The organism is Rhizobium sp. P1_B8 (assembly GCF_056406515.1).
On the sequence record NZ_JBFTZZ010000001.1, the window covers coordinates 402,544 to 426,362 of the forward strand.

Here is a 23,819-nt window from a genome sequence, read left to right on the forward strand (position 1 = left end):
GGGGAGACTGATTAATGAGTGGCCATTCCAGCTACGAGCCATCAACCGGCCTCGAGAAATGGGTCGATGCGCGCCTTCCGCTGCCGCGCATGGTCTATGACAGCTTCATCGCCTATCCGGTTCCGCGTAACCTGAACTATGCCTATACGTTCGGCGCCATGCTCGCCGTCATGCTGGTGGTGCAGATCCTGACGGGCGTCACGCTCGCCATGCATTACGCCGCCGAATCGTCGGTCGCCTTCAACTCCGTCGAAAAGATCATGCGCGACGTCAACCACGGCTGGCTGCTGCGCTATATGCATGCCAACGGCGCATCCTTCTTCTTCGTCGCGGTGTACCTGCACATCGCCCGCGGCCTCTATTACGGCTCCTACAAGGCGCCGCGCGAGATCCTCTGGATACTCGGCGTGGTCATCTACCTCCTGATGATGGCGACCGGCTTCATGGGCTACGTTCTGCCCTGGGGCCAGATGTCCTTCTGGGGCGCCACCGTCATCACCGGCTTCTTCTCCGCCTTTCCGCTGGTTGGCGAATGGGTGCAGCAGTTCCTGCTCGGCGGCTTCGCGGTTGAAAACCCGACGCTGAACCGCTTCTTCTCGCTGCACTACCTGCTGCCCTTCATGATCGCCGGCGTCGTCATCCTGCACATCTGGGCGCTGCACGTCGTCGGCCAGACGAACCCGACGGGCGTCGAGGTCAAGACGAAGACGGACACGGTGTGCTTCACGCCTTATGCGACGATGAAGGATGCTCTCGGCGTCTCGATCTTCCTGCTGGTCTATGCCTATTTCGTCTTCTACCTGCCGAACTTCCTTGGCCATGCCGACAACTACATCCCGGCCGACCCGTTGAAGACGCCGGCCCATATCGTTCCGGAATGGTACTTCCTGCCGTTCTACGCGATGCTGCGTTCGATCACCTTCAACGTCGGCCCGATCGACTCCAAGCTCGGCGGCGTGCTCGTGATGTTCGGCGCGATCATCGTGCTGTTCTTCCTGCCGTGGCTCGATACCTCAAAGGTCCGTTCCGCCGTCTACCGCCCCTGGTACAAGCTGTTCTACTGGCTGTTCGTGATCAACGCGATCATCCTCGGCTGGCTCGGCTCGCAGCCGGCGGAAGGCTTGTTCACCACGATCTCGCAGATCTGCACGCTCCTCTACTTCGCTTTCTTCCTGGTCGCGATGCCGGTTCTCGGCTTGGTGGAAACACCGCGCCGCATCCCGAACTCGATCACCGAAGCGGTGCTCGAAAAGCGCAACAAGACCCTAGCGGTCAAGGCATAAGCGAGCGACGGAAGGGAATAGAAATATGAAAACGCTTGTTACAAGCATTCTCTCGTTCGCATTCGCTGCCAGTCTTGGCAGTGCCGTGCTGGCCCAGGAGGCGACGCCCGCCAACGGCGCGGCTCCTGCCCATCACGCGGAAAGTGAGACGCCGCACTATCCGCTGAAGGAGCCGAAGGAGGAGGAATGGACTTTCGCCGGTCCGTTCGGTCATTACGATAAGGGTCAGCTTCAGCGTGGCCTCAAGGTCTACACCGAAGTCTGTTCCGCCTGCCACTCGATGAACCTCGTGCCCTTCCGCATGCTCGATGAGCTCGGTTATTCCGAGGCGCAGGTAAAGGCTTTCGCTGCGAACTACGAGGTTCAGGACGGCCCGAACGCGGCCGGCGAGATGTTTAGCCGCAAGGCCGTCCCTTCCGATCACTTCCCGGCGCCTTTCCCCAATGCAGAGGCCGCTGCTGCTTCCAACAACGGTGCGGCTCCGCCCGACTTTTCACTGATCGCCAAGGCCCGCGAGGTCGAACGCGGCTTCCCGCAATTCGTCTTCGACATCTTCACGCAGTATCAGGAGGGTGGCCCGGATTACATCCACGCGCTGCTGACCGGCTATGAAGAGCCGCCAGCCGGCTTTCAGGTGGCGCAGGGCTCACATTACAATCCATATTTCCACGCTGCAGCCGTCCTTGCCATGCCGAAGCCGCTCTCCGACGGGCAGGTGACCTATGACGATGGCGCGCCGGCGACGGTCGACCAGTATTCGAGAGACGTCTCCGCCTTCCTGATGTGGGCCGCAGAGCCGCATCTCGAGGAGCGCAAGCGCACCGGCTTCATGGTCATGATCTTCCTGGCGATCTTCACGGTGCTGATCTACCTGACGAAGCGCTCGATCTACGCCAACAAGGAACACTGAGCGGTTTCCGATCGACATTCAAAAGGCGGCCTCGGGCCGCCTTTTTTGTTGGTTCCACCCCTGGCAATTGATAGGGTGCGGCCAGTTTCATGCCCTCGCAGAATATGGACTTTCCATGGACAATACGACTTCGGAGCTCGCAGCCAGCATCCGCTCCATTCCCGACTATCCCAAGCCCGGCATCATTTTCCGTGACATCACCACGCTGCTCGGCAACCCCCGTGCGTTCCGCCGGGCGGTCGACGAACTCGTGCAGCCCTATGCGGGCATGAAGATCGACAAGATCGCCGGCATGGAGGCGCGGGGCTTCATCCTTGGGGGCGCGGTGGCGCATCAGCTTTCTTCCGGCTTCGTGCCGATCCGCAAGAAGGGCAAGCTGCCTCACGAGACCGTGCGTATCGCCTACAGCCTGGAATATGGCGTTGACGAAATGGAGATGCATCGCGATGCGGTGCAGCCTGGAGAGAAGGTGATCCTGGTCGACGACCTGATCGCCACCGGCGGTACGGCTGTGGGTGCCACGAAACTGTTGCGCCAGATCGGCGCTGAAGTGGTCGGCGCCTGCTTTGTTATCGATCTGCCGGACCTTGGCGGCCGCAAGAAACTGGAAGAGCTCGGCGTTGTCGTGCACACTCTGGTCGAATTCTCCGGGCACTGAACCCTCGTCCGACCGCCTGCAGTGTCAGTCGAATTCGAGCACGCCGCTTTCGAAGCGGATAACGGGATCGCTGTTTTGATTGACACCCTCGCAGAGGATGGTGTTGAGGTGCCAGCCTGGTCGCGATGCGAGCGGCCGGCTGGAGAGGAAGGCGACGGAATAGGTGACGACGTCGCCGACGAAAACCGGCCGCAGCCATTGCAGTTTCTGGAAGCCGGGTGAAGGGCCGAGGTTCGGCGATGTCAGACCCTTTTGCGCGAGGGCGGCGCTCTGCCTTTCCCAAAAGGCGAGGAAGGTCCGCATCCAGGCGGCGGTGGTGTGCCAGCCCGAGGCGCAGAGGCCACCGAAGAGGGTGTCTTTGGCGGCTTCTTTGTCGACGTGAAAACGCTGCGGATCGTAGCGCGTCGCGAAGCGGATGATGTTTTCCTCGGTAAAGGTGTAGCTGCCGATCTCGGCCTTTTCGCCGACGGTGTAAAGCTCGGACATCCTCATGCGGATGTCTCCGGGCTTATGCCGATATCTGCGGGCCGGACGCGCATGCCGAACATGACCGAGTTCTCGGAGACGCAGACGAGTTCGCCGCGCTGGTTTTCCACCTCGTGGCGAAACTTGACGATGCCCATGCCGGGGCGCGAGCGCATCGGCCGGGCTTCGAGCACGGTCGAGCGGCCCGACAGCGTGTCGCCGGCAAGCACCGGCTTTCGCCATTCCATCAGATCGACGCCCGGCGCACCCTCGCAGAGCGAATGCAGCACATAGCTCTCGGCCATCATTCGCATGAACATCGAAGAGGTATGCCAGCCGGAAGCGGCAAGCCCGCCGAGAATGCTGGCGCGACCGGCAGCCTCATCGAGATGCATCGGCTGCGGGTCGAATTCGCTTGCGAACTCAATGATCTCCTCGGTGGTCACCAGCTTCGGGCCGAGCGTGAAGCGGCGGCCGGGCTGGAAATCCTCGAAGGAAAGCTTTTCTGCCGACATTCGCTCCTCCCGCCATATGCAGCGCACAATGCTTACAATAGCATCCGCGCGGGCTCAATGATTCCGGGGAGATAAACCGGCATGACTGAACTAAGGTCGATACTCGATGAGGCCGTGCGCCAAGAGCTGATCTCGCCGGAGGCCGGCGGGCGGCTTTTGCCGTTCCTGACGGAGCGCGGTGTCGGCGTCGCTGAGGCGCAGCCGGCAATGGCGGCGGAGGGACAGGTCTGGTCGGATACCGAGACGCCGCGCTTCGTGCGCGGCTTCCACGATGTGCTGATCACCATCGGCGTCGCCGTGGCGCTCGGCGGTCTCTGGGGGCTTGCCGCGCTCTATGCCGTGCTGCCTGCAATCATCGTGCTCTCGGAAATCCTGGTACGCCGCCAGCGGCTTGCGCTGCCGGCCGTCAGCCTGACAATCGCGCTGTTCTGTTGGACAGTCCTGCTGATGTCCTTCTTCTTCAAGCCGGGAACAGCCTTCTTTAACGACATCGGGGCGGACATGACGCAGTTCGTCGCCGGCTTCCCGATCATACTCGGCCTCTATTATGCCCGTTATCGCGTGCCGCTGTCGCTGGCGCTCTGCATCATGTCGGCCCTTGCCCTCGTCCTCGCCCTGCTTTTGCGGCTCGTGCAATGGGCGAGCGGGGATCCTGCGTTTTTCGGCAACCATCCCATGGTGCTGGCGGTGGCCTTCCTCGCTTGCGCGCTGGGCTTGTTCGCGACGGCGCTCTATTTCGACCTTGGCGATCGGCTGCGCCGGACGACACGCTCCGATATCGCCTTCTGGCTTCATCTGGGTGCTGCGCCGGCGCTGCTCTTCAGCGTAAGGCTGCTGATTTCGTTCGACGGCAGTTGGCTGGATGTTGCCCAGTCGGTGTCGATCAAGACGCCCGTCGTTGTTATCAGCGTGGCGGTGTTGATGCTGATCGGCCTTGTCATCGACCGCCGTGCCTTCGTCACGTCAGGCCTGCTGTCGCTCGGTTTTGCGATCTATGGCATTTTCCGGCAGGGGAGTGCGACTGTTGACACCTATATCTACACGACGCTAATTGTCGTCGGAGCGATCGTACTCATCATCGGAACAGGCTGGATGCCGCTGCGCCGCATCGTGCTGCGGGCGCTGCCAGCCGCTATTTCGCAAAAACTGCCGCCTGCTGTCTTAGCGGCGACGTCGTAAAACAAATGTCGCCCAATCTGCTCAGCAGTTGGGCGACAAGCATTGGTCGAGATAGCAGCGATTTCCGGTTAGAGCGGTTCAGCTTTTCATGGAAGCACAGAACCGTTCTAACCTTTTGTTTTCACGCAATTCCGGCAAAATCGCTTTGCGCTTTGCCTGGGAAAATCACTTCGCACTTTTCCTGGAATTGCTTTAGGTGTTGAAGCGGAAATGGATGACGTCGCCGTCCTGGACGACGTATTCCTTGCCTTCGTCGCGCGCCTTGCCAGCATCCTTGGCGCCGACTTCGCCGTTGTATTTGATGTAGTCGTCATAGGCGATGGTGTTGGCGCGGATGAAGCCGCGCTCAAAATCCGAATGGATGACGCCGGCGGCCTGCGGCGCCTTGGTGCCGCGCTCGATCGTCCAGGCGCGCGTTTCCTTAGGGCCGACAGTGAAATAGGTGATGAGGTGGAGCAGCTTGTAGCCGGCGCGGATCAGCCGGTCGAGACCTGCCTCGTCAAGGTCGAGGGCGGAGAGGAATTCCTTGGCTTCCTCTTCAGGAAGCTGGGCAACTTCCGCTTCGATCGCCGCCGAGATGACGACGGTTTCGGCACCCTGTTCCCTAGCCATCACGGCGACGGCTTCGGTGAACTCATTGCCGGTCGAGGCATCGCCTTCGGCGACGTTGCAGACGTAGAGCACCGGATGCGAGGTCAAAAGATTGAGGCTCTTGAGGATGACGATCTCTTCCGCATCGAGCGTCGAGAGCAGCGTGCGCACCGGCTTGCCTTCGTTGAGCAGCTTCAGCGAGGCTTCCATGATTGGCAGCATCGCCACCGAATCCTTGTCCTTGCCGGTGGCACGCTTGCGCGTCTGCTCGGTGCGGCGCTCCAGGCTTTCGAGGTCGGCGAGCATCAGCTCGGTCTCGATCGTCTCGGCGTCGGCGACAGGATTGATGCGGCCCTCGACATGAGTGATGTCGCTGTCTTCGAAGCAGCGCAGCACATGGACGATGGCATCGACCTCGCGGATATTGGCGAGGAACTGGTTGCCGAGGCCTTCACCCTTCGAGGCGCCGCGCACGAGGCCGGCGATATCGACGAAGGAGATGCGGGTCGGGATCAGTTCCTTGGACTTGGCGATGTCGGCAAGCTTGCGCATGCGCGGATCGGGAACGGCGACTTCACCGGTGTTCGGCTCGATGGTGCAGAAGGGATAGTTCGCCGCCTGTGCGGCGGCCGTCTTGGTGAGCGCGTTGAAGAGGGTCGATTTGCCGACATTCGGCAGCCCGACGATACCGCATTTGAAGCCCATGGCTTGATCCATATCTGTTTGCAACTTTGCCCTGCCTATGCGGGAATGGCCGCCCTGGGTCAAGGGTTCGCAACAGGAATTGAAGTTCAACGGCTCTCCGGATGACAGGAAGGCTGCGGCGATTCTCGAAAAACGTGGCCGGGATTGCCTCCGCTTTCCGCTGAGTGATATTTACGTCATTGAACTGCCGTGCTTACGGTGCAATATATTGTCGGCGGACGTTTTCTCCGCCTTTTCCATGTCATCAACGGGTGGATTTTTCCGATGAGTGACAATGACGTTGCCCTGAAACCGAAGACCAAGGTGAAGCCGAAGCTGGATAAGCCGAAGCTCTACAAGGTCATTCTGGTCAATGACGATTATACGCCGCGCGAACTGGTGATCATGATCCTGAAGTCCGTCTTCCGCATGAGCGAGGAGACCGGCTACCGGGTGATGATGACGGCGCACAAGCTCGGTTCCTGTGTGGTCGTGGTCTGCGTAAGGGACATCGCCGAGACCAAGGCCAAGGAAGGCATCGACCTCGCCAAGGGCATGGGCTTTCCGCTGATGTTCACCACAGAGCCGGAAGAATAGGCGCTTTGCCGGGGGCAGTCCCGAGAGGGGCTCAGCGTCGGCGGATCTGGTAGCCGGTCTTGTCCTGAGCGAAGCCACAATTCTCGTAGAAGCGCAGCGTGGCCGGATTCTTGGAGCCGGTGAGCAGCATCACCTTGTAGCAGCCTGCGTTCCAGGCGTCTGCGATCGCGTGGCGGATAACGGCGCCGGCGTAACCGCGCTTGCGATGATCGGCGTGGGTAACGACGTTTTCGATGAGCCCATAAGGAGCGCCGCTCCGCGTCAGGTTCGGCACGACGACGGTTGTGACGGTTGCGGCGGCGACATCACCGGCATAGCCGATGAACACGGTCATGCCCGGCTGCAAGAGGATGGCGGAGAAGCGTTCCTCGGCAAGTGCCTCGTCGAGAACCGGATCGGTCGGGTTCAGGTGACGGTAAAGCGTCATGAGACTGGGGAGATCGCTGCGGGCAGCAGGGCGGATGACGAAGTCCCGGTCCGTCATGGCTTCAGTCGCCCTTGTTGCCGAACATCTTCTTCAACATGTCGGCCATCGGCCCTGATGTCAGCAGCTTCGGCTGATTGTGGTTGCGGGCCTGATGGATATGCGACTGGCCGGCCGGCTTCTTTTCGGTACTCTTGTTTTCCTTTCGCGGTTTCTCCTCCTCGGCCTTGTCGCCGAGCGCCAGCGCGATCTTGTTCATCAGCTGCGAATCCTCGTTTCGTACCAGCATGTCGGCATTGTCGGCGAGCGTGTCGAGAAGCGGTTCCAGCCAGGCCTTGTCGGCTTTGGCGAAATCGCTGAGCACATGGTTCTGCACCATTTCCTTGACGCCGGGATGGCCGATACCGAGGCGTAGCCGCCGGTACTCCCTGCCGCAATGGGCGTCCAGCGACTTGATGCCGTTGTGGCCGCCATGGCCGCCGCCGGTCTTGAGCCGCGCCTTGCCCGGGGGGAGGTCGAGTTCGTCGTAGATCGCGACAAGGTCGGCGGGCTGGAGCTTGTAAAAGCGCATCGCCTCACCGACGGACTCACCGGAGAGGTTCATGAAGGTCTGCGGCTTGATCAGCAGCACCTTTTCGCCGGCGATCTCGCCCTCGGCGATCTCGGCCCTGAACTTCTTCGACCAGGGCGAGAAGCTGTGGCGCCGATGGATGGCGTCGACGGCCATGAAACCGACATTGTGGCGGTTGCCGGCGTATTTGCCGCCGGGATTGCCGAGACCCGCGATGATCAGCATGGCCTGTCTTCCCTCGCTAAAACTTCCCGCCGTTCACCACCGCGAAACGAAAGCAAAGTCAAGCGGAAAGGGCAGCAGCCCGCCGAGCAGGGTCATTCCGAGAGGTTCATACCGTATTTCAGGAAGATCTGCTTCTGGTCGCCATCGGCGATCAGCTTGTCGAGGGCAGCCTGCATCCTGGTGAGCAGATCGTCCGGAAAGTTCTTCTCGCAGGCGATGCCCATCGGCTGGGCGGAGAGCACGGTCACCATTTCCACCGGCTGGTCGACCTTCAGCTTTTCGAAATAGAGTTCGGAGATCGGCATCATGTCGATGCGCCCGCCAAGCAGTTTGCGCAGCGTCGCGTTGAAGTCGCTGGCGACATCGAGCTTGGTGAAGCCCTTCTCCTTCAGGATCGTCTCGGTGTAATCCTCGCGCTGAGTACCAACCGTATATTTCTTTGCCTCGTCCAGATTGCCGGCGGTGACGCCCGAACCCTTGCGAGTGATCAGGATGTTGCGGTCGATGAGCAGCGGCTCGACCCATTTGAACAACGGGTCGCGCGCGCCGTTGTGGGCGGTCGCGAAGACACAGGTCATCGGCGCCGTGCGGGCAAGGCTAAAAGCGCGCGCCCAGGGCATGATCTCGATCGTGTAGTCGACGCCGATTGCGGCCATTACCTTTTCGACCTGCTCGACGGTCGCGCCCTTGATCTCCTTGCCTTCGCGGTAGTTGAAGGGGGCATAATCCTCGGTCGTGAAGGTCACACTTTGCGCATGGGCGGTGCAGGGCAGCGCCAGGCATGCGAGAAGCAGGAGCTTTTTCATCGGCATCATCTCCTTCGTTCTTCGTTTACGAGGCGCGTGCGACGGCCGATTGCGAGGCCATCAGGTTCTCGATCAGTGAGGCTGCATGCTGCGGACGGTGGAAGAGGTAGCCCTGACCATAGTCAAGCCCCATCTGGTGGAGCGTGCGGCATTCCTCTTCGGTCTCGATACCCTCGGCAATGACGGTGCAATTCATCTTGTGGGAGAGCGTGGTGATGCCTTCGATTAACATACGGCTTTTCTGGCGCACGTCGTCGTCGCCGTCGTTGATGGCGCGGGTGAAGGACTGGTCGATCTTGATGATGTCGACGGGGAAGCGGTTGAGGTAGCTCAGCGACGAATAGCCGGTGCCGAAATCGTCGAGCGCGATACGGCAGCCAAAGCGACGAAGCTCCGTGACGATCATGCGAATCTCAGGATTGTCGTGCATCAGCACGGCTTCGGTGATCTCGACGACGATGCGCTCGGGGCGGATGCCGTGGCGACCGACGAAGGCGGCAAGACGGGCCGGCAGCGCCGGCTCGAACTGCAGTGGCGAGAAGTTGATGGCGAGATAGGTATCCTGCATGCCTGATATGCGGGAAATTTTTGCGAGGTTGGCGATCGCCTTTTCCATGATGACGTTGCCCACCCGGACGATCTTTGCCGTCTCCTCGGCGACGCTGATGATCTCGGCCGGCGGCATCAAGCCCTTCTGCGGATGGTTGAGGCGCATCAGCGCCTCGAAACCGGCAATCCCGCGGCCGTTCAGGTTGACGATCGGCTGCAGGAAGGCCTCGAACCAGTCGTCGACGAGGCCGGCTTCGATGTTGGCTTCGATTTCGGCGCGGCTGCGGGCACGGTCGAGCATGGCATTGTCGAAGAGCTGCGCGCCGTTCTTGCCGTCGCGTTTCTTTGCATACATCGCCATGTCGGATTTCTGCAGCAGTTCGGCCGCGGTTGCAGCATGATGCGGATAGATGGCGATGCCGACGGAAGCGCTCAGATGCATGTCGGGGGCGAATGGCGTTTCGAAGATCGAGGCAATCTGCTCGCACATCACCCTGGCGCGTTTTTCTGCATCCTTCGCCGGCAACAGGATGGCAAATTCGTCGCCGCCGAGACGGGCTGCCTCGTCGGAAGGGGCAAGATGGGCCTTCAGGCGCTCGACGAGCTCGACCAGCGCCATGTCGCCGGCGGCATGGCCCATATTGTCGTTGATCCACTTGAAGCGGTCGAGATCGACGAAGAGACAGGCGAGTTCCTGGCCGGCGGCGTCGGCGGCGGCGATCTTGTTGTCGAGGACGGCTTCGAAGCCCTGGCGATTAAGAAGCCCAGTCAAGTGATCGGTGATTGCCTGGCGGTGGTTGCGGTCTTCGGAGGCCTTGAGTTCGGTGACATCGGTCATGACCGATAGCGAGAGGCGGTCGTGAGCGCCGGCTCCCGCCTCCGATTCCATGATGAGGACGTCCATCGTGCGGCCGTCCAGGCAGACAAACTTGACGGTGACGGTCAAGCCGCTTTCGGCCCGGCGGCGCTTAACGAATTTGTCGCGGGTGGTGGGGGTGACGAGATCGGCGAAGTTGCGGCCGATGACGGCAGCGCGGTTGTAACCTGTGGCAAGCAGCCAATAATCGCTGACGGCGGTGATGCGATCCTCCTCGTCGAGCGAGAAGAGCATGGCGGGAGTCAGATTGTAGATGTCGGTGGCGCGGCGGTGGGCGAACTTCAGCTCCTTTTCCTCGCTTTCGAGCTTGGTCTGCATCTCGTTGAAGCTATGGGCAAGTCGCCCCATCTCGTCGTTCGACTGCCAGTCGACATGATGGCGGGAGCCCAATTGGCGGGTGGCTTCGATCGCTGCCGTCAGCCGCATCAGCGGCTGGATGACGAAGAAGCGGTTGCCGATCAGTGCCGTGCCGAAAACGGTCAATACCGCAAAGATGAAGATCGAGATGAAGACGACCTCTTCCTGCTTCAGGCCGGAAAACAGGCCGAGCGCGGGATAATAGACGCTGATGCTGCCGAGGTTCCTCGGACCGTCGACGGTGTTGTAGATGATGGCGCGCGACACCTGCACCAGCTTGCCGTCGAATGAGCGCGGAATGGTGGACTGGCTGACGTCGAGCTGGCCTGACTGGTCACGCACTTCGACCTTGACGATGGCGCCTTGGGAAACGACCGTCGCGCTGATCTGGGTAACGCTGTCTTCATCGAGGTCCCACAGGGGTTTGGCCAGCGCCTGGGCATTGGCGACAAGAAGAACGGAGATATGGTCACGTATTTCCTTGTCGGCCCGTTCCGAGGAAAGAAAAAGGAAGAGAACAAAGAGGGGAGCGACAAAAACGAGCAGCGCTCCGCAAACTATCGCAAAAAATCTGTTCTCAACGGAATTGTTCATGGTTCCGTCTACTCCCCAGGCCGACCATATTTGCTGTCGCGCGTTGAGGCGGGCTTCTTCGCAGCTGACGGATCATGCTTTCACGAATTTGTTAAATGTTGCTGAAACGGGGCATTTCCGGGCAATGAAAAGCCCGCCTTCCAGGGGAAAGCGGGCCATATGCTTTATAAATTGGTCGAAGCGATCAGGCTTCGGCTTCGCCTTCCGCGGCGCTCTCGTCGATGCCGGCAGCCGGAGCGATAATCGTCGCGATCGTGAAGTCGCGGTCGATGACCGGGGTCACGCCCTTCGGCAGGGTGACTTCCGAGATATGGATGCTGTCGCCGATCTTCTTGCCGCTGAGGTCAATGTTGAAGAACTCAGGGATCGCATCGGCCGGGCAATGAACTTCGACTTCATGGCGAACGATGTTCAGAACGCCGCCGACCTTGAGGCCCGGGGACTTCTCTTCGTTGATGAAGTGAACGGGGATTTCGACGGTCACCTGGGTGTTGCCGGAGACGCGCAGGAAATCGACATGCAACGTGAAGTCACGGACCGGATCGAGCTGGTAGTCCTTCGGCAGAACCTTGTGCTTCTTGCCGTCGATTTCGATCGTCGCCACGGTGGTCATGAAACCACCGGCGTGAATGCGCTTCGTCACCTCATTGGTGTTGAGAGCGATGGCAATGGGGGCCTGCTTGTCACCATAGATGACAGCGGGAATCAAACCGTTGCGGCGAAGTTCACGGGCGGACCCCTTACCAACCCGTTCGCGCGCCTCGGCCTTGAGCTCGTAAGTTTCCTGGCTCATGGCTATTCCTTTCGAGGTTATATGGAGAGTTCGGCGGCGGGCAAAAGCCTTGTTCCGACGAACCGGAGGCGGTATGACCCGACCTCATCCGCGTTGCCTCCAAGGGTGTCTACACGGACCGGTGGCCTATATTATAAGTCGATCGGAAACGCAAGTTGCGGATTCGGGCTGTTTTCCGGTGATATACACGCTTCGACAAGCCGAAACCGCATTCGAGCATTGCGTCGATCGTCAACGGCGAGCCGAATGGCGCATACGAGGAGGCGATATCCTCGCCCGTCCGAAATACGCGGCCGTATGAACGGCGAAATTGCCATTCTCTGCCACAGCTGAGGTTGACATCGGCGCGCTTCGCATCTTTGGATGGCCGCATTCAAAAAAGGGGCTGAGGAGAAATCGGACTATGCGTCTCAAACTTGTCACGGCAACGAGCTTGCTGGCACTTTGCCTTGTCACCACGGCTCAGGGTGTCGAGATCAATCAGGATGGCGCCAATGCGGTCAAGGACAATCTGACGAAGCTGCTTCCCGAGGATCTTGCGAAGAGCGGCCTGCTTACCGTCAATCCGGCAGGTACTCGCTACGAGATCATTTACGATCTGGCGAAGCTGCTTGCCAAGGCCGATCCGGCGACATTCGCGATCAACGGGCTGACGCCGTTCTCGATGTTCGCTACGCCGCTCGACAGCGGGCTCTGGAACATTGAGGGTGACAACAAGCTCAACGTCTCCGGCCATTTCAAGGGCCCCGACCAGAAGCCAACGGATTTCTCCTACTCCATCGCTTCGCTTGTCTACACCGGCGTCTTCGATCCGGCGATCAGCTATCTGCGCTCCGGCACTTTCACCGCCAAGGACATCAAGGTCGCCAGCAAATCCGACACCGAGGAAGTCCATGCCAGCTTTGCCGGGATGGACCAAAAGCTGACTTCAACGGACAGCGCAGGCGGCAATGGGCGTATCGATTTTGCCGGTAGCGGCTCGATGTCGACTTTCGTCGAGCAGGTTTCCGGCCTGCAAATGCCGCCTGTTGAAATCCGTGCCGACTCCATTGATTTCGATGCCAAGGTGAACGGCCTGCCGGCCAAGCAAATCCGCGAGATCGTCCTTTTCATTCTCGACCATCTCGAGGAGAAGGAACTAAGCCCGGAGAACAGCGACAAGATAAAGGGAATGCTCAAGCAAGCCTTTCCGATTCTTGCCTCGTTCAGCGAGACAATCGGGGTCAATAACCTGACCATCAGCAGCCAGGTAGGCAATGGCGGCGTCAAGGCGTTCGGTTACAACCTGGCCATCGATGGGCCGAGCGATGCCATGCGTTTCGGCTTCGGTATCGACGCTCAGGACATCAGCCTCGACAGCCCGGCGATGCCGGCAAGTTATTCGCCCTTCGTGCCGACCAATTTCGATCTGCAACTCGCCATTCCGAATCTGGATTTCGCAACCTTCGGCGACGCGCTCATGGCGATGGATTTCAACGCCAAGCCGCCGGAGCAAAGCGGCGACGAGATGGCGAAAAAGCTCTTCCGCGATGGCCGGCTCACCGTCGAGTTTCCGAAGGTCAGCGCCAAGTCCGATGTCTACGACGTCGACATGACGGGCAAGATCGAGGGACGCGTCGATACTCAGAAAGACTATTCGATGGAGGCGACCATCCTTGCCCGCGATCTCGACAAGACGATCGCCGCGGTTCAGGAGCTTGCCAAGACAGATCCCGACCTCAACCAGGTCTCCTTCGGCATCATGATGGTGAAGGGCTTTGCCAAGACCGATGCAGATGGCCGCTCGCGCTGGGACATCAGCATCAGTCGCGATGGTTCCGTGGCGATCAATGGCCAGCAGATCAAGGGTCCGGATGGTCCTGATCAGGATCAAGATCAGGAGCTGGAGCCAGACCAACAGGAACCGGATCAGGGTCAGGACGCGGTACCTGCGCCGCCGCAGCAGCCTTGAGCGTTATCAATTGGGATCAGAAATGAAAGAGGCCGGCCTTGTGCCGGCTTTTTGCGTCTTGCGTCACAAGCCCTGCGGAGACCAACGATCGGGACGGCGGTTTGCGCGGCCCGCGACGATCAACGGCCAGCAATTCATGCGGCTCGGAGAGCATGCCCGGCAATAGCTTGGTCCATCTGAAGTAGAAATTGAAAGAGCCGGTCGAACGCCGGCTCTTTTAATCGAAGAGGCTGGAGACGGACTCTTCCTGAGCCGTGCGGCTGATGGCTTCGCCGATCAGCGGCGCCGTCGTTACGACGCGGATATTGTGGGCCGAGAGGACGGCCGTGGTCGGCTGGATGGAATCCGTGATGACGAGTTCGCGCAGCTTCGAGGAGGTGACGCGGGTGACCGCGCCGCCGGAGAGAACGCCGTGGGTGATATAGGCGGTGACGCTGGATGCGCCCTTGGCCAGCATCGCATCGGCCGCGTTGCAGAGCGTGCCGCCCGAATCGACGATATCGTCGATCAGCAGGCAGTCCTTGCCGGCAATGTCGCCGATGATGTTCATGACTTCGGATTCACCCGGCCGATCGCGACGCTTGTCGACGATGGCCAGAAGACAGTCCAGGCGCTTCGCGAGCGCGCGGGCGCGAACCACGCCGCCGACGTCGGGCGAGACGACCACGACGTTGCTGAGGTCATAGTGGCTCTTGATGTCGCGGGTCAGCACGGGCATGGCAAAGAGGTTGTCTGTGGGTATATCGAAGAAGCCCTGGATCTGCCCGGCATGGAGATCGAGCGTCATGACGCGGTCGGCGCCGGCTTCGGTAATGAGGTTTGCGACCAGCTTGGCGGAGATCGGCGTGCGGCCGGAGGCCCGGCGATCCTGACGGGCATAGCCGAAATAGGGTAGGACGGCGGTGATGCGGCGGGCTGACGAACGACGCATCGCGTCGATCATGATCAGCAGTTCCATCAGATGGTCGTTGGCGGGAAAGGCGGTCGGCTGCACGAGGAAAACGTCCTCACCGCGCACATTTTCCTGGATTTCCACGAAGATTTCCTGATCGGCAAACCTTCGAACACTGGCTTTCCCCAAGGGAACATTGAGATAGTTGCAGATCGCTTCGGCGAGTTGCCGGTTCGAATTGCCTGCGAAAACCTTCATTTTGGTCCGCCTGTTACGCGCTGATAGCCGCGCTTTTTAGTCAGCTTCCCCGTGAATGCAAGGGCAAAGGCGCCACAGGCTTCCATATTTGCAAAAAGTTTGTGACTAACCGCCTTGAGTCTGCCGCCAGGAGGAGAATTCCGCGATGGTTTTTGAGCCGATTTGCTGCATCACCGAGGCTGGAACGCCCGCCCAGGGATCGGTCGCGGCCGTCGGCACGCTTTCCTGTCCCTGGATGCGATGCAAGCGGCCGCCGCCGCTGTCGAGAACGTCCCAGACATAGACAACGGTAACCTTGCCGTCGTCGCTGAAGGCGGAGAGATAGCCTTTGAGGATGTAATCGCTGCTCGCATCGTTCGAGCTCTTGATGGAAAGGCCGTGCGCGCGCGCCTCGGTGCCGAGCTGGCGCGAGAGCGGTGTCACGGCCTGCACCGGCGCGCCGATGATCGGCAGGAAGCGCACGGTACTGCCGCGAACGGAGGAGGAACTGGAGGGGAGGGCGGCGGTCTGCTGCGGCTGTTGTGCCTCGGCCGGCTGAGCCGACTGTGCGGGAAGCCCACCACTGGCCACCGGCGGTGGCAGCGATTGTCCGTCGATCGGGGCGGAGGCGGCCGGCGAGGAGCTGCTCCTCGACAGGGCGTCTGCCTGCTCCTGCATCGTCGTCGGCGGCGCGCCGGTGCCGGGCCGATAGGCCTGCTGTGACTGATCATAGGCTGGATGGTAGCCGCCCTGCTGCGAGCTTGCCGAGAAACTCGGCTGGCGGGTGCCCGCCAACCGCTCGGCTTCGCTCTGCGTTACCGGGCTCGATGACGGGCGGCCGGAGGAATCGCCGATATCGACCTGCGGCGTCAGCGCATCGGTGGTGTTGCAGGCGGTCAGCAGAGCCATGACGAACAGGAACGTGGGCACAATCGCAGCTCGCGTCATCCCTTGATCCGTCCTTCCCACAATCGCAATCAGCCCCACCCGAATTTATGCGGGTGGGGACGGTCGTCTGTCAATTCCGGATTCTCACCGGTCAAAGCCCGATGAAATCGAGCGGATGGCGCGACAAGGCGCGCGGCGCATCCGCTGTTGTCAGATAAGTTTGGCCGAGCGTCATCGCCGTGCCCGTATCGGAATCGGCGATGATCATGTGCACGAAGAGCGACATGTTCGGCTCGATCGGCTGCGGATTGCCGACATGGAACATCTGATGCTCCATCCAGGAGGGCGAGAAACGGGCGCCGAGCGAATAACCGCAGGCATTCAGCCGGTGGCGGGCCAGGCCGCGCTCATCGATGATCCTGGCGTGCATATCGAAGACATCGCCGAAGGTCTGGCCGGGCTTCAGCACGGTCTCGATCGCCTCGATGGTTTCGCGGCAGGCGTTGTAAAGCTCGCGATGGCGATGCGTCGGCTCGCCGATGACGATCGTCCGCATCATGGCGGCATGGTAATGCGCATAGGCGCCGGCCCATTCGAGCGTCAACTGGTCGCTGGCGTCGAGCTTACGGCGGCCGGCCTTGTAGCGGCAAAGCAGCGCGTCGGCGCCGGAGCCGATGATAAATTCGTTGGCGGGATAGTCGCCGCCGCCGGAAAAGATCGCACCCTGCATGGCGGCGAGGATATCGGCCTCGTCGGCGCCGGGTTTTGTCAGCCGGATCGCAGCATCGAGCGCATCGTCGGCGAGAGCGGCGGCGCGCTCGACATAGGCGACCTCCGTCGGGCTCTTGATCAGGCGCAGGCGGCTGACGAGGTAGGAGGCGTCGACGATCTGGCCGAAGGTGGTCAATTGCGCGTCCAGCAGGCGGGCGACGCGGCCGGTCATGCCATGCGTATCGTATTCGACGCCGATGCGGGCGCCGAGCAGATCCATCTCGACCAGCAGGTTCTTCAGGTCGAGCGTCGGGTCGGCATTGACCCGGTCGACCCAGATATGGATGTCCTCGAGGATTGAGGTATGCCTGGCCTGGCGAAGATCAGCCGAGCGGGTGATCAGCGCCATGGTGCCGTCGCTCTTGACGACCAGCGTCTGGAAGAAGCAGTAGCCGAAGGTGTCGTAGCCAGTCAGCCAGTACATGCTTTCCTGGGCGAAGAGCAGCAAGGCGTCGAGCTTTTCTTCCTTCATCTTCTCGGTGAGGCGCGCAAGCCGGCTTGCGAATTCGGCCTTTTCGAAGTGCAGTGCCATTCTGCTCAAGTCTCCCTGATTGATATCGCGGAAATCTGGCGGCCGTAATCCGGCTCCTTGCGATGTGTCGTCCTGCGGTAGGAAAAGAAGCGCTCGTTGTCCGGATAAGTGCAGAGGCCGAGGCTTTCGGCCCGCACGCCGGCTTTCGCCAGCCGGTCGACGGTCAGCGCCGGCAGGTCGAACATGGCGTGGCCGGGCGTTGCGGAAGGCACGAAAAAGCGCTCGTCGTCCGGGTTTTCGGCGACGAAACGCTCGACGAATTCGGGACCGACCTCATAACTTGCCTGGCTGATCGAGGGGCCGAGGCAGGCGACGATGCTGCCGCGGTCCGCACCCAGCGCCTCCATGGCGGCGACGGTATTTTCGAGCACGCCCGTCAATGCGCCCTTCCAGCCGGCATGAGCGGCGCCGATGACGCGATTGTCCGGGTCAGCAAACAGGATCGGTCCGCAATCGGCGGCAAGCACGCCAAGCACAATACCAGGGGCTGCCGTTACCATCGCATCGGCGTCGGGGCGGATGCCGTCATAATCGGCGCCGATCGTCACGACATCGGGGGAATGGACCTGATGCACGGTTGCCAGCCGCTCGACCGGCAAGCCGAACCAGGCGGCGACGCGACGGCGATTTTCCAGGACCTTGTCGCGTTCGTCGCTGGAGCCGAGACCGACATTAAGGCCGCGATACAGCCCTTCGGAAACGCCGCCGGCCCGAGTGAAATAACCGTGCCGGATCGTGCTGCCCGCCGCCTGGTTCAGCAGCGCGCTTTCGATCGGTGCGGGAGAGGCCGCGTCCTGCATCTGTGATTCCGGGGTTTTCGAGGGGTTTGTCATGATCCCAAGCGCATCGCATATGCGGCGCGCTTCAAGTTCTTGTTTCGGGCGGATGTTGAACCAGCCGCGTGCGCCCTGTCAATCCACCGGACGAAAGGGCATGAGATCGACGGCGGGATAGGAGACCGCCATCACCTTGAAGAGTTCGCCCATCCGGCCTTCACCGGCGCCGGCGAGCCTTTCGACCGCCGTCTGGATGACCTGCTGGGTTTGCAGCTCGCGATCGCGGCCGAGGGCGGTTGCGCGCTCGAGGATGCCGAGGCCGGTCAGAAAATCACCCTGATGCAGGGCGCCGTTCAGATGGAGGCCGGCCGCAAGCGCCGTTTCGGCGAGCTGCTGGAAGTCGACATGACTCGTCAGATCGGCTTCACCTGGATGGGCGAGCGGCGGGTCGAATTCATGCATGCGCACGGCCTGCAGCGTATCGCCGAAGCCGGTGACGAGATGGCCGTAGTCGATCGTAAGCGCCGTGCCGCCGAAGGCGCGCAGCCGCTCGCAGATCGCCATCATCACCGCCTGGCGGGCAGGCGAGATCTCGAAGAGCGTGCCGACCGGCACGTTCTGCACCGGTTCGGGCAGCAAGGTGGGGTCGATGCCGGCGACGCCGGCGGCAAAGGTCAGCTCGCCATCGGTGTCGATGCCGACCATGCGCTCGCGGAAACCCGTCGGCATGCGAACGAACTGGCGGATGGGGATGGCATCGAAGAGTTCGTTGGCGGCAATCAGCGTGAAGCCGGGCGGTACTTCATCGAAGCCATCGTGCCAAGTGATCTTCTCGCCGTGGGGTTCGAGCGTCTGGCTCTGGACGTCGCGCAGGCGCTCGCTGGTTTCGACGAGATGCACGGTCATGGCGTCGAAAAGCGGTGGAGCGATGCGGGAGATGACGCGCAGCATGTCGGCCATCATGGTGCCGCGGCCGGGGCCGATCTCGACGAGGCGGACGTCCGTCGGTGTGCCGTGGCGCTGCCATGCATGGACGATGAAGACGCCGATCATCTCGCCGAAGATCTGGCTGACCTCGGGCGCGGTGACGAAATCACCGGAACGGCCGAAGGGCTCGCGGGTGCGGTAATAGCCGTGTTCGGGGTCTGCGAGGCAGAGCGAGAAATAATCGGTGACGCTGATCGGGCCGTTGGCCTGGATGATCGCCTTGATCTTTTCGCCTAGAGCGGTGGTCATGTCGCGCGTCCTGCCGTTTTCAGAGCTGCAGCGCAGCCTGGCGGCGGGCCCGCAGCATCGCCCAGAGGCCGAGTAGGATCATCGGGGAGGAGAGCACCATGCCCATGGTCAGCCAGTTCGTGCCCAGGAGGTAGCCGAGCTGGGCGTCAGGCTCACGGAAGAATTCGACGAAGATGCGCGACAGCGCATAACCGCAAACGAAGACGCCTGTAATGAAGCCGGGGCTTTTCAGCGCGCGCATGCCGTAGACCAAGGCGGCCAGCACCAGGAGCAGAACGATGCCTTCGAGGCCGGCTTCGTAAAGCTGGCTCGGATGGCGGGCGAACGGGCCGCCAGTCGGGAAGACCACGGCCCAGGGCACGTCGGTCAACCGGCCCCAGAGCTCGCCATTGATGAAATTGGCGATGCGGCCGAAAAACAGGCCGAAGGGAACGACGGTGGCGACGATGTCGAACAGGCTCCAGATCGGGATGGCGTTGCGGCGGGCAAAGAGGATCATGGCGATCGTCGTGCCGGTCAGGCCGCCATGGAAGGACATGCCACCGTTCCAGATCTCGAGCGCACGGACGGGACTGCGCAGGACGGCAGGGAGATCATAGAAGAAAATATAGCCGAGACGGCCGCCGAGGACGACGCCAAGCGCTGCCCAGACGATGAAATCATCGAGCTGCGTCCTTGATATCGGCGAGACGTTGCCGGGCCAGAGACTTTCATTGGCGGCGAGGCGGCGCGCATAGGCCCAGCCGAGCAGGATGCCGGCGACGTAAGCGAGGCCGTACCAGTGAATCGCCAGCGGACCGATCGAAAAGGCGATCGGATCGATATCCGGGAAAGGCATGATGGCAAGGAGATCGGCTGTTATCGGCAAGGTTTTCCACCTGTTGAGTTGCGCGGAACATGCCGCTGCGATCCCGGACGGTCAAGTCCATTGTTCGTGATGGCTCGTTCCCGGCCGGTTCCGGCAAGCTTATCCCGTGCAAAGCGCTTGCATCGTCGATGGTGAAGCCCTACCTCAACTCTTGAAGCCCTGAAGGGCTGAATTCACCTCATGCGAAGGGAGAAAACCGCCATGACGACCGGAACGAACCGCATCATGGACGAATTCGCCAAGCTGATGACCGATGCGGCCGGTGCCGCCCAGGGCGTCCGCAAGGAGATCGAAACCGCCTTCAACGCCCAAGCCGAGCGTTGGCTGAACAGCATGGACATCGTCAAGCGCGAGGAGTTCGAGGCTGTGCGCGAGATGGCGATCAAGGCACGCGACGAGAATGAGGCGCTTGCCGCCCGCATCGCAGCACTCGAGGCAAAGCTTGCCGGCGAGGGCGCTTAAATCCTAGTACGACACAGATGCGGCGTTGCCTTCATGCCACACGCCGCATCTTCCGTAAAAAAACCAGGTGAGTTTTCCACCTGTGGACACTGCCAAAAAAGCCAATTCGCAGAGTCGCTTATTCTCCCTTCTGAATTGAATTTCGAAGAGCCTTTCCACAGTGGCCGGTCCTATTTTCCGTTCGGGGGGCTGGCAGGGGGCAAGGGGCGCTATACACTGATTTTAAATGATGATTCGAAGCGACTTGGTAAGCTCCGGGCAGGTTATCTGCGTTAAGTCTGGCAGCGGTTCAACGATCATCCGAGTGGTGGTTTCCGGTATTTGCGTGTGTCTTTCTTGTGTTCGTACACCAAGTTAGGTCGCATTCGTTCCGGTCAAGAAGGTGCTGCATGAACCTGATGGAATTGGAAGTCGAGCGTCAGTCGAACCCGGTCGACATGATCGAGTACGTTGCCTCCAACAACGACTGGTCGTTCGAACGGTCCGGCGAGGACGAGATCGCGATGACGGTCGAGGGGCGCTGGACGGACTACCACGTCTCCTTCTCCTGGATGGAGGAATTCGAGGCGCTGCATCTTGGCTGCGCCTTCGATATCAAAGTTCCCGACATCAGGGTCAACGAGGTGGTCAAGCTGCTCTCGGCGATCAACGGGCAGGTGCTGATGGGTCATTTCGATCTCTGGCGCCAGGAAGATGTCGTCATTTTCCGCCAATCGCTGCTGCTTGCCGGCGGTGCGGAGCCTACCAATCGCCAGGTTGAGGTGCTGCTTTCCAGTGCGCTTGATACCTGCGAGGCCTATTTCCAGGCATTCCAGTTCGTCGTCTGGTCCGGCATGGAAGCGACGAAGGCGATGGAAGCCGTGCTGTTTGAAACGGTCGGCGAGGCTTGAGATGCCGACGAAGGCTTTCTCCTCGACACATCCCGTCGTTCTGATCGGCGCCGGAAATATGGGCGGGGCGATGCTCTCCGGCTGGCTGAAAAGCGGCGTTCCGGGCTCAGCCGTCATCGTCGTCGATCCCGGCCCATCGCCGGCGATGCTGGCGACGATCAACGAGGCTGGCGCCACCCATCTGACGGCGCTTCCCAGGGACTTGAAGGCAAGCGTGCTGTTCCTGGCGGTCAAGCCGCAGGTGATGGAGACGGTGCTGCCGGCGGTGAAGAGCGCCGTCGGGCCGGACACGGTCGTCGTCTCGGTCGCGGCCGGCAAGACGCTCGGTTTCCTCGAGAAACATCTCGGCAAGGCCGCCATGGTGCGGGCCATGCCGAACACGCCGGCCATGGTCGGGCGCGGCGTCACCGGTGCCTTTGCCAATTCAGGGGTCAGCGACCCGCAGCGCGAACGCGTCCATTCCCTTCTGCGCGTCTCGGGCCCGGTCGAATGGGTGCCGGCGGAAGCCGATATCGATGCCGTGACGGCGCTTTCGGGCAGCGGTCCGGCTTATGTATTCTATCTCGTCGAATGTATGGCGGAGGCAGGCCGTAAACTCGGTCTGCAGGCGGACCTCGCCATGCGTCTTGCGCGGGAAACAGTCGCGGGGGCTGGTGAACTCATGCACCAGTCCCCCGACGACGCTTCGCGGCTGCGGGAGAATGTAACCTCTCCCGGTGGCACGACGGCGGCGGCGCTGGCCGTACTGATGGCCAAAGACGGCATGCAGCCCTTGTTCGACGCAGCACTCGCGGCGGCGCGCAAGCGGGCCGAGGAACTGGCCGGCTGACGGAGACCATATGGCCGAAGAGATCACCTACGCCGATTTCGAGCGTGTCGACATTCGCGTCGGCACGATCATCGAGGCCAGTCCCTTTCCGGAAGCGCGCAAGCCGGCGATCAAGCTGGTGATCGATTTCGGCCCTGATATCGGCACCAAAAAATCCTCAGCGCAGATCACCGTGCATTATACGCCGGAAAGCCTGCTGGGCCGGCAAGTGCTCGGCGTCGTCAACTTCCCGCCGCGCCAGATCGGACCTTTCCGCTCGGAAGTGCTGACGCTGGGATTCGAGGACGAGAACGGCGCGATCGTGCTTGCTGCCGTCAAACAGCCGGTCCCGAACGGCCGAAAGATGATGTGAGCTCAAGCTCACACTTAAGCGCGTCGGGTCGAATCGGATTCATGCGACGCGCTTTAAGTCCTTGTTTTATGCATGTCGCCCAAAACCGCTGCGCACTTTTGGGCGACATGCTTTAGTTGTTCGGGGCTTCGCCTGATGTGCCGGCATCGGATCCTCCACGAGGTCTGATCTCCCGTAGAAATGGATTGCTGCGCCGCTCGTCGCCGATGCGGCTGCCCGGGCCGTGGCCGCAGATGAAGCCGACGTCGTCGCCAAGCGGCAATACCTTGTCGCGGATCGAATCGAGAAGCTGCTGATGATCGCCGCCCGGCAGGTCGGTACGGCCGATCGAACCGTTGAAGAGGACATCGCCGAGATGGGCGAAATTCTGCGCACGGTTGAAATAGATGACGTGGCCGGGGGCATGGCCGGGCGTGTGATAGACCTCGAATTCATGGGCGCCGAAAGAGATCTTGTCGCCGTCTTTCAGCCAGCGGTCGGGCACGACGTTACGCAATCCTGATATGCCGTATTTCGCGGCCTGGGTCTCGATCCGCTGCAGCAGTGGCAGGTCGTCCTGATGCGGGCCAACCACGTCGATGCCGAGAGCTTCCTTCAGTTCACTGGCGCCGCCGGCATGGTCGAGATGACCGTGTGTCAGCCAGATTTCCTTGATGGTTAGGCCGTTCTGGGCGATCGCCTGCAGGATGAGCGGCACGTCGCCGCCGGGATCGACGACGATGCCTTCCTTGGTATCGGGATCGAAGAAGATCGTGCAGTTTTGCTGGAAGGGTGTCACCGGAATGATGCCGGCCTGGAGCATGCCCATAAGTGCCTCGCTAGGTGTCTCTGCTGCTTCGGGTATAATCCGAAACCGCGGCAAGGACAGCCGGAATCTTGTGCCATGGGCGGTGTGCCTCACGGTAAAAAGACGGACTGCAACAAGAATTTATGCCCCTCTTTGCCATCGTCGCAGGGTGATAAAATCGTTTTTCTCTCAATTCTTCCAAACATTTGCATGAAATCTCCCGCAGGTAGTGTTTCGCTCGGCGGAGCACAGGGGAACATCGTGGAACCC

General features: G+C 61.0%; 25 protein-coding genes. 10 read left to right on the forward strand and 15 right to left on the reverse strand.

Translation table 11 applies throughout. The annotated features are described in order from the left end of the window. The first annotated feature begins 14 nt into the window (after positions 1-14). The 3 genes from AC1D2N_RS01870 (at position 15) to AC1D2N_RS01880 (ending at position 2,851) form a co-directional block, all read left to right on the forward strand. Entirely contained in the window at positions 15-1,283 is a 1,269-nt protein-coding gene (locus tag AC1D2N_RS01870; RefSeq protein ID WP_130729333.1) for a cytochrome b, read from the forward strand. 25 nt (positions 1,284-1,308) lie between these two features. Then, positions 1,309-2,193, forward strand: coding sequence for a cytochrome c1 (locus AC1D2N_RS01875; protein WP_047618577.1), 885 nt, complete (start codon positions 1,309-1,311; stop codon positions 2,191-2,193). 115 nt (positions 2,194-2,308) lie between these two features. Further along, positions 2,309-2,851, forward strand: coding sequence for an adenine phosphoribosyltransferase (locus AC1D2N_RS01880; RefSeq protein ID WP_018243044.1), 543 nt, complete (start codon positions 2,309-2,311; stop codon positions 2,849-2,851). A 24-nt stretch (positions 2,852-2,875) separates the two neighbouring features. Here the strand turns inward: AC1D2N_RS01880 and AC1D2N_RS01885 are convergent, their stop codons facing one another. Together AC1D2N_RS01885 and AC1D2N_RS01890 are read right to left on the reverse strand one after the other, a co-directional pair. Continuing rightward, positions 2,876-3,343 carry a MaoC family dehydratase gene (locus AC1D2N_RS01885; RefSeq protein WP_130652837.1) on the reverse strand — a complete coding sequence of 156 codons (468 nt, stop codon included), beginning with the start codon at positions 3,341-3,343 and terminating at the stop codon, positions 2,876-2,878. Next, positions 3,340-3,831 (reverse strand): MaoC family dehydratase, encoded by a 492-nt coding sequence (locus AC1D2N_RS01890; RefSeq protein ID WP_130652836.1) that lies wholly within the window; start codon positions 3,829-3,831, stop codon positions 3,340-3,342. Before AC1D2N_RS01890 ends, AC1D2N_RS01885 begins: the two co-directional genes overlap by 4 nt. Positions 3,832-3,912: 81 nt before the next feature. On the opposite strand from AC1D2N_RS01890, the gene AC1D2N_RS01895 reads away from it, so the two are divergent. After that, positions 3,913-5,010 (forward strand): hypothetical protein, encoded by a 1,098-nt coding sequence (locus tag AC1D2N_RS01895; protein ID WP_130652835.1) that lies wholly within the window; start codon positions 3,913-3,915, stop codon positions 5,008-5,010. Between the two features lie 192 nt (positions 5,011-5,202). On the opposite strand, the gene ychF is transcribed toward AC1D2N_RS01895, so the two are convergent. Beyond that, complete coding sequence (gene ychF, locus AC1D2N_RS01900) at positions 5,203-6,306, reverse strand: redox-regulated ATPase YchF (RefSeq protein WP_026188481.1); 1,104 nt, start codon at positions 6,304-6,306, stop codon at positions 5,203-5,205. Positions 6,307-6,570: 264 nt separating this feature from the next. Here ychF and clpS point away from each other — a divergent pair, with 264 nt between their 5' ends. Then, complete coding sequence (gene clpS, locus AC1D2N_RS01905) at positions 6,571-6,882, forward strand: ATP-dependent Clp protease adapter ClpS (RefSeq protein WP_026188480.1); 312 nt, start codon at positions 6,571-6,573, stop codon at positions 6,880-6,882. Positions 6,883-6,913: 31 nt separating this feature from the next. Here clpS and AC1D2N_RS01910 read toward each other — a convergent pair whose 3' ends face one another. The 5 genes from AC1D2N_RS01910 to AC1D2N_RS01930 form a co-directional block, all read right to left on the reverse strand. Beyond that, the gene (locus tag AC1D2N_RS01910; RefSeq protein ID WP_047618566.1) at positions 6,914-7,366 is read right to left on the reverse strand and encodes a GNAT family N-acetyltransferase; all 453 of its coding nucleotides are present in this window, start codon (positions 7,364-7,366) and stop codon (positions 6,914-6,916) included. Between the two features lie 4 nt (positions 7,367-7,370). Then, positions 7,371-8,102, reverse strand: a complete 732-nt coding sequence (gene pth / locus AC1D2N_RS01915) for an aminoacyl-tRNA hydrolase (RefSeq protein WP_047618563.1) — start codon at positions 8,100-8,102, stop codon at positions 7,371-7,373. Positions 8,103-8,194: 92 nt separating this feature from the next. Further along, complete coding sequence (locus tag AC1D2N_RS01920) at positions 8,195-8,908, reverse strand: substrate-binding periplasmic protein (RefSeq protein WP_018446677.1); 714 nt, start codon at positions 8,906-8,908, stop codon at positions 8,195-8,197. Between the two features lie 25 nt (positions 8,909-8,933). Beyond that, on the reverse strand, positions 8,934-11,285 hold the full coding sequence (locus AC1D2N_RS01925; RefSeq protein ID WP_047618560.1) for a putative bifunctional diguanylate cyclase/phosphodiesterase: 2,352 nt from the start codon (positions 11,283-11,285) through the stop codon (positions 8,934-8,936). Positions 11,286-11,469: 184 nt separating this feature from the next. Continuing rightward, on the reverse strand, positions 11,470-12,078 hold the full coding sequence (locus AC1D2N_RS01930) for a 50S ribosomal protein L25/general stress protein Ctc (protein WP_018243034.1): 609 nt from the start codon (positions 12,076-12,078) through the stop codon (positions 11,470-11,472). Positions 12,079-12,481: 403 nt separating this feature from the next. Here AC1D2N_RS01930 and AC1D2N_RS01935 point away from each other — a divergent pair, with 403 nt between their 5' ends. Further along, positions 12,482-14,029 (forward strand): hypothetical protein, encoded by a 1,548-nt coding sequence (locus AC1D2N_RS01935; RefSeq protein WP_130717365.1) that lies wholly within the window; start codon positions 12,482-12,484, stop codon positions 14,027-14,029. Between the two features lie 217 nt (positions 14,030-14,246). Here the strand turns inward: AC1D2N_RS01935 and AC1D2N_RS01940 are convergent, their stop codons facing one another. The 6 genes from AC1D2N_RS01940 to lgt all read right to left on the reverse strand — a co-directional run bounded on the left by AC1D2N_RS01940 (position 14,247) and on the right by lgt (position 20,229). Continuing rightward, positions 14,247-15,179, reverse strand: a complete 933-nt coding sequence (locus AC1D2N_RS01940) for a ribose-phosphate pyrophosphokinase (RefSeq protein ID WP_018073974.1) — start codon at positions 15,177-15,179, stop codon at positions 14,247-14,249. A 105-nt stretch (positions 15,180-15,284) separates the two neighbouring features. After that, positions 15,285-16,106: a hypothetical protein gene (locus tag AC1D2N_RS01945; protein ID WP_130729331.1), complete on the reverse strand. Its 822-nt coding sequence runs from the start codon at positions 16,104-16,106 to the stop codon at positions 15,285-15,287. Positions 16,107-16,197: 91 nt separating this feature from the next. After that, the gene (locus tag AC1D2N_RS01950; protein WP_130729330.1) at positions 16,198-17,349 is read right to left on the reverse strand and encodes a M24 family metallopeptidase; all 1,152 of its coding nucleotides are present in this window, start codon (positions 17,347-17,349) and stop codon (positions 16,198-16,200) included. Between the two features lie 5 nt (positions 17,350-17,354). Further along, on the reverse strand, positions 17,355-18,149 hold the full coding sequence (gene pgeF / locus AC1D2N_RS01955; protein ID WP_018243030.1) for a peptidoglycan editing factor PgeF: 795 nt from the start codon (positions 18,147-18,149) through the stop codon (positions 17,355-17,357). Between the two features lie 111 nt (positions 18,150-18,260). Then, positions 18,261-19,361, reverse strand: a complete 1,101-nt coding sequence (locus AC1D2N_RS01960) for a class I SAM-dependent methyltransferase (protein WP_130729329.1) — start codon at positions 19,359-19,361, stop codon at positions 18,261-18,263. A 19-nt stretch (positions 19,362-19,380) separates the two neighbouring features. Then, positions 19,381-20,229 (reverse strand): prolipoprotein diacylglyceryl transferase, encoded by an 849-nt coding sequence (lgt, locus tag AC1D2N_RS01965; RefSeq protein WP_047618549.1) that lies wholly within the window; start codon positions 20,227-20,229, stop codon positions 19,381-19,383. Positions 20,230-20,430: 201 nt separating this feature from the next. Between lgt and AC1D2N_RS01970 the strand changes: the two genes are divergently transcribed. From AC1D2N_RS01970 to AC1D2N_RS01985, 4 genes are all read left to right on the forward strand, one after another. Next, complete coding sequence (locus tag AC1D2N_RS01970; RefSeq protein ID WP_003541711.1) at positions 20,431-20,691, forward strand: accessory factor UbiK family protein; 261 nt, start codon at positions 20,431-20,433, stop codon at positions 20,689-20,691. Between the two features lie 389 nt (positions 20,692-21,080). Continuing rightward, the gene (locus AC1D2N_RS01975) at positions 21,081-21,581 is read left to right on the forward strand and encodes a type III secretion system chaperone family protein (protein WP_003541709.1); all 501 of its coding nucleotides are present in this window, start codon (positions 21,081-21,083) and stop codon (positions 21,579-21,581) included. Between the two features lies 1 nt (position 21,582). Then, positions 21,583-22,410 (forward strand): pyrroline-5-carboxylate reductase, encoded by an 828-nt coding sequence (gene proC / locus AC1D2N_RS01980; RefSeq protein WP_130729328.1) that lies wholly within the window; start codon positions 21,583-21,585, stop codon positions 22,408-22,410. A gap of 10 nt (positions 22,411-22,420) precedes the next feature. Further along, complete coding sequence (locus AC1D2N_RS01985) at positions 22,421-22,762, forward strand: tRNA-binding protein (RefSeq protein WP_130729327.1); 342 nt, start codon at positions 22,421-22,423, stop codon at positions 22,760-22,762. Positions 22,763-22,874: 112 nt separating this feature from the next. Here AC1D2N_RS01985 and AC1D2N_RS01990 read toward each other — a convergent pair whose 3' ends face one another. Continuing rightward, positions 22,875-23,570, reverse strand: a complete 696-nt coding sequence (locus AC1D2N_RS01990; protein WP_130729326.1) for an MBL fold metallo-hydrolase — start codon at positions 23,568-23,570, stop codon at positions 22,875-22,877. Positions 23,571-23,819: the final 249 nt, after the last annotated feature.

What these genes read in the sequence shown, in the direction of transcription:
- AC1D2N_RS01940 (WP_018073974.1), bottom strand. Translation starts at nt 15,179, where the DNA reads ATGAAGGTTTTCGCAGGCAATTCGAACCGGCAACTCGCCGAAGCGATC.
- ychF (WP_026188481.1), bottom strand. Translation starts at nt 6,306, where the DNA reads ATGGGCTTCAAATGCGGTATCGTCGGGCTGCCGAATGTCGGCAAATCG.
- pth (WP_047618563.1), bottom strand. Translation starts at nt 8,102, where the DNA reads ATGCTGATCATCGCGGGTCTCGGCAATCCCGGCGGCAAATACGCCGGC.
- AC1D2N_RS01990 (WP_130729326.1), bottom strand. Translation starts at nt 23,570, where the DNA reads ATGGGCATGCTCCAGGCCGGCATCATTCCGGTGACACCCTTCCAGCAA.
- AC1D2N_RS01925 (WP_047618560.1), bottom strand. Translation starts at nt 11,285, where the DNA reads ATGAACAATTCCGTTGAGAACAGATTTTTTGCGATAGTTTGCGGAGCG.
- AC1D2N_RS01890 (WP_130652836.1), bottom strand. Translation starts at nt 3,831, where the DNA reads ATGTCGGCAGAAAAGCTTTCCTTCGAGGATTTCCAGCCCGGCCGCCGC.
- AC1D2N_RS01950 (WP_130729330.1), bottom strand. Translation starts at nt 17,349, where the DNA reads ATGGCACTGCACTTCGAAAAGGCCGAATTCGCAAGCCGGCTTGCGCGC.
- AC1D2N_RS01975 (WP_003541709.1), top strand. Translation starts at nt 21,081, where the DNA reads ATGAACCTGATGGAATTGGAAGTCGAGCGTCAGTCGAACCCGGTCGAC.
- AC1D2N_RS01920 (WP_018446677.1), bottom strand. Translation starts at nt 8,908, where the DNA reads ATGAAAAAGCTCCTGCTTCTCGCATGCCTGGCGCTGCCCTGCACCGCC.
- AC1D2N_RS01945 (WP_130729331.1), bottom strand. Translation starts at nt 16,106, where the DNA reads ATGACGCGAGCTGCGATTGTGCCCACGTTCCTGTTCGTCATGGCTCTG.
- AC1D2N_RS01960 (WP_130729329.1), bottom strand. Translation starts at nt 19,361, where the DNA reads ATGACCACCGCTCTAGGCGAAAAGATCAAGGCGATCATCCAGGCCAAC.
- AC1D2N_RS01880 (WP_018243044.1), top strand. Translation starts at nt 2,309, where the DNA reads ATGGACAATACGACTTCGGAGCTCGCAGCCAGCATCCGCTCCATTCCC.
- AC1D2N_RS01985 (WP_130729327.1), top strand. Translation starts at nt 22,421, where the DNA reads ATGGCCGAAGAGATCACCTACGCCGATTTCGAGCGTGTCGACATTCGC.
- AC1D2N_RS01885 (WP_130652837.1), bottom strand. Translation starts at nt 3,343, where the DNA reads ATGAGGATGTCCGAGCTTTACACCGTCGGCGAAAAGGCCGAGATCGGC.
- AC1D2N_RS01930 (WP_018243034.1), bottom strand. Translation starts at nt 12,078, where the DNA reads ATGAGCCAGGAAACTTACGAGCTCAAGGCCGAGGCGCGCGAACGGGTT.
- proC (WP_130729328.1), top strand. Translation starts at nt 21,583, where the DNA reads ATGCCGACGAAGGCTTTCTCCTCGACACATCCCGTCGTTCTGATCGGC.
- AC1D2N_RS01895 (WP_130652835.1), top strand. Translation starts at nt 3,913, where the DNA reads ATGACTGAACTAAGGTCGATACTCGATGAGGCCGTGCGCCAAGAGCTG.
- AC1D2N_RS01870 (WP_130729333.1), top strand. Translation starts at nt 15, where the DNA reads ATGAGTGGCCATTCCAGCTACGAGCCATCAACCGGCCTCGAGAAATGG.
- AC1D2N_RS01970 (WP_003541711.1), top strand. Translation starts at nt 20,431, where the DNA reads ATGACGACCGGAACGAACCGCATCATGGACGAATTCGCCAAGCTGATG.
- pgeF (WP_018243030.1), bottom strand. Translation starts at nt 18,149, where the DNA reads ATGCAGGACGCGGCCTCTCCCGCACCGATCGAAAGCGCGCTGCTGAAC.
- AC1D2N_RS01875 (WP_047618577.1), top strand. Translation starts at nt 1,309, where the DNA reads ATGAAAACGCTTGTTACAAGCATTCTCTCGTTCGCATTCGCTGCCAGT.
- AC1D2N_RS01910 (WP_047618566.1), bottom strand. Translation starts at nt 7,366, where the DNA reads ATGACGGACCGGGACTTCGTCATCCGCCCTGCTGCCCGCAGCGATCTC.
- clpS (WP_026188480.1), top strand. Translation starts at nt 6,571, where the DNA reads ATGAGTGACAATGACGTTGCCCTGAAACCGAAGACCAAGGTGAAGCCG.
- AC1D2N_RS01935 (WP_130717365.1), top strand. Translation starts at nt 12,482, where the DNA reads ATGCGTCTCAAACTTGTCACGGCAACGAGCTTGCTGGCACTTTGCCTT.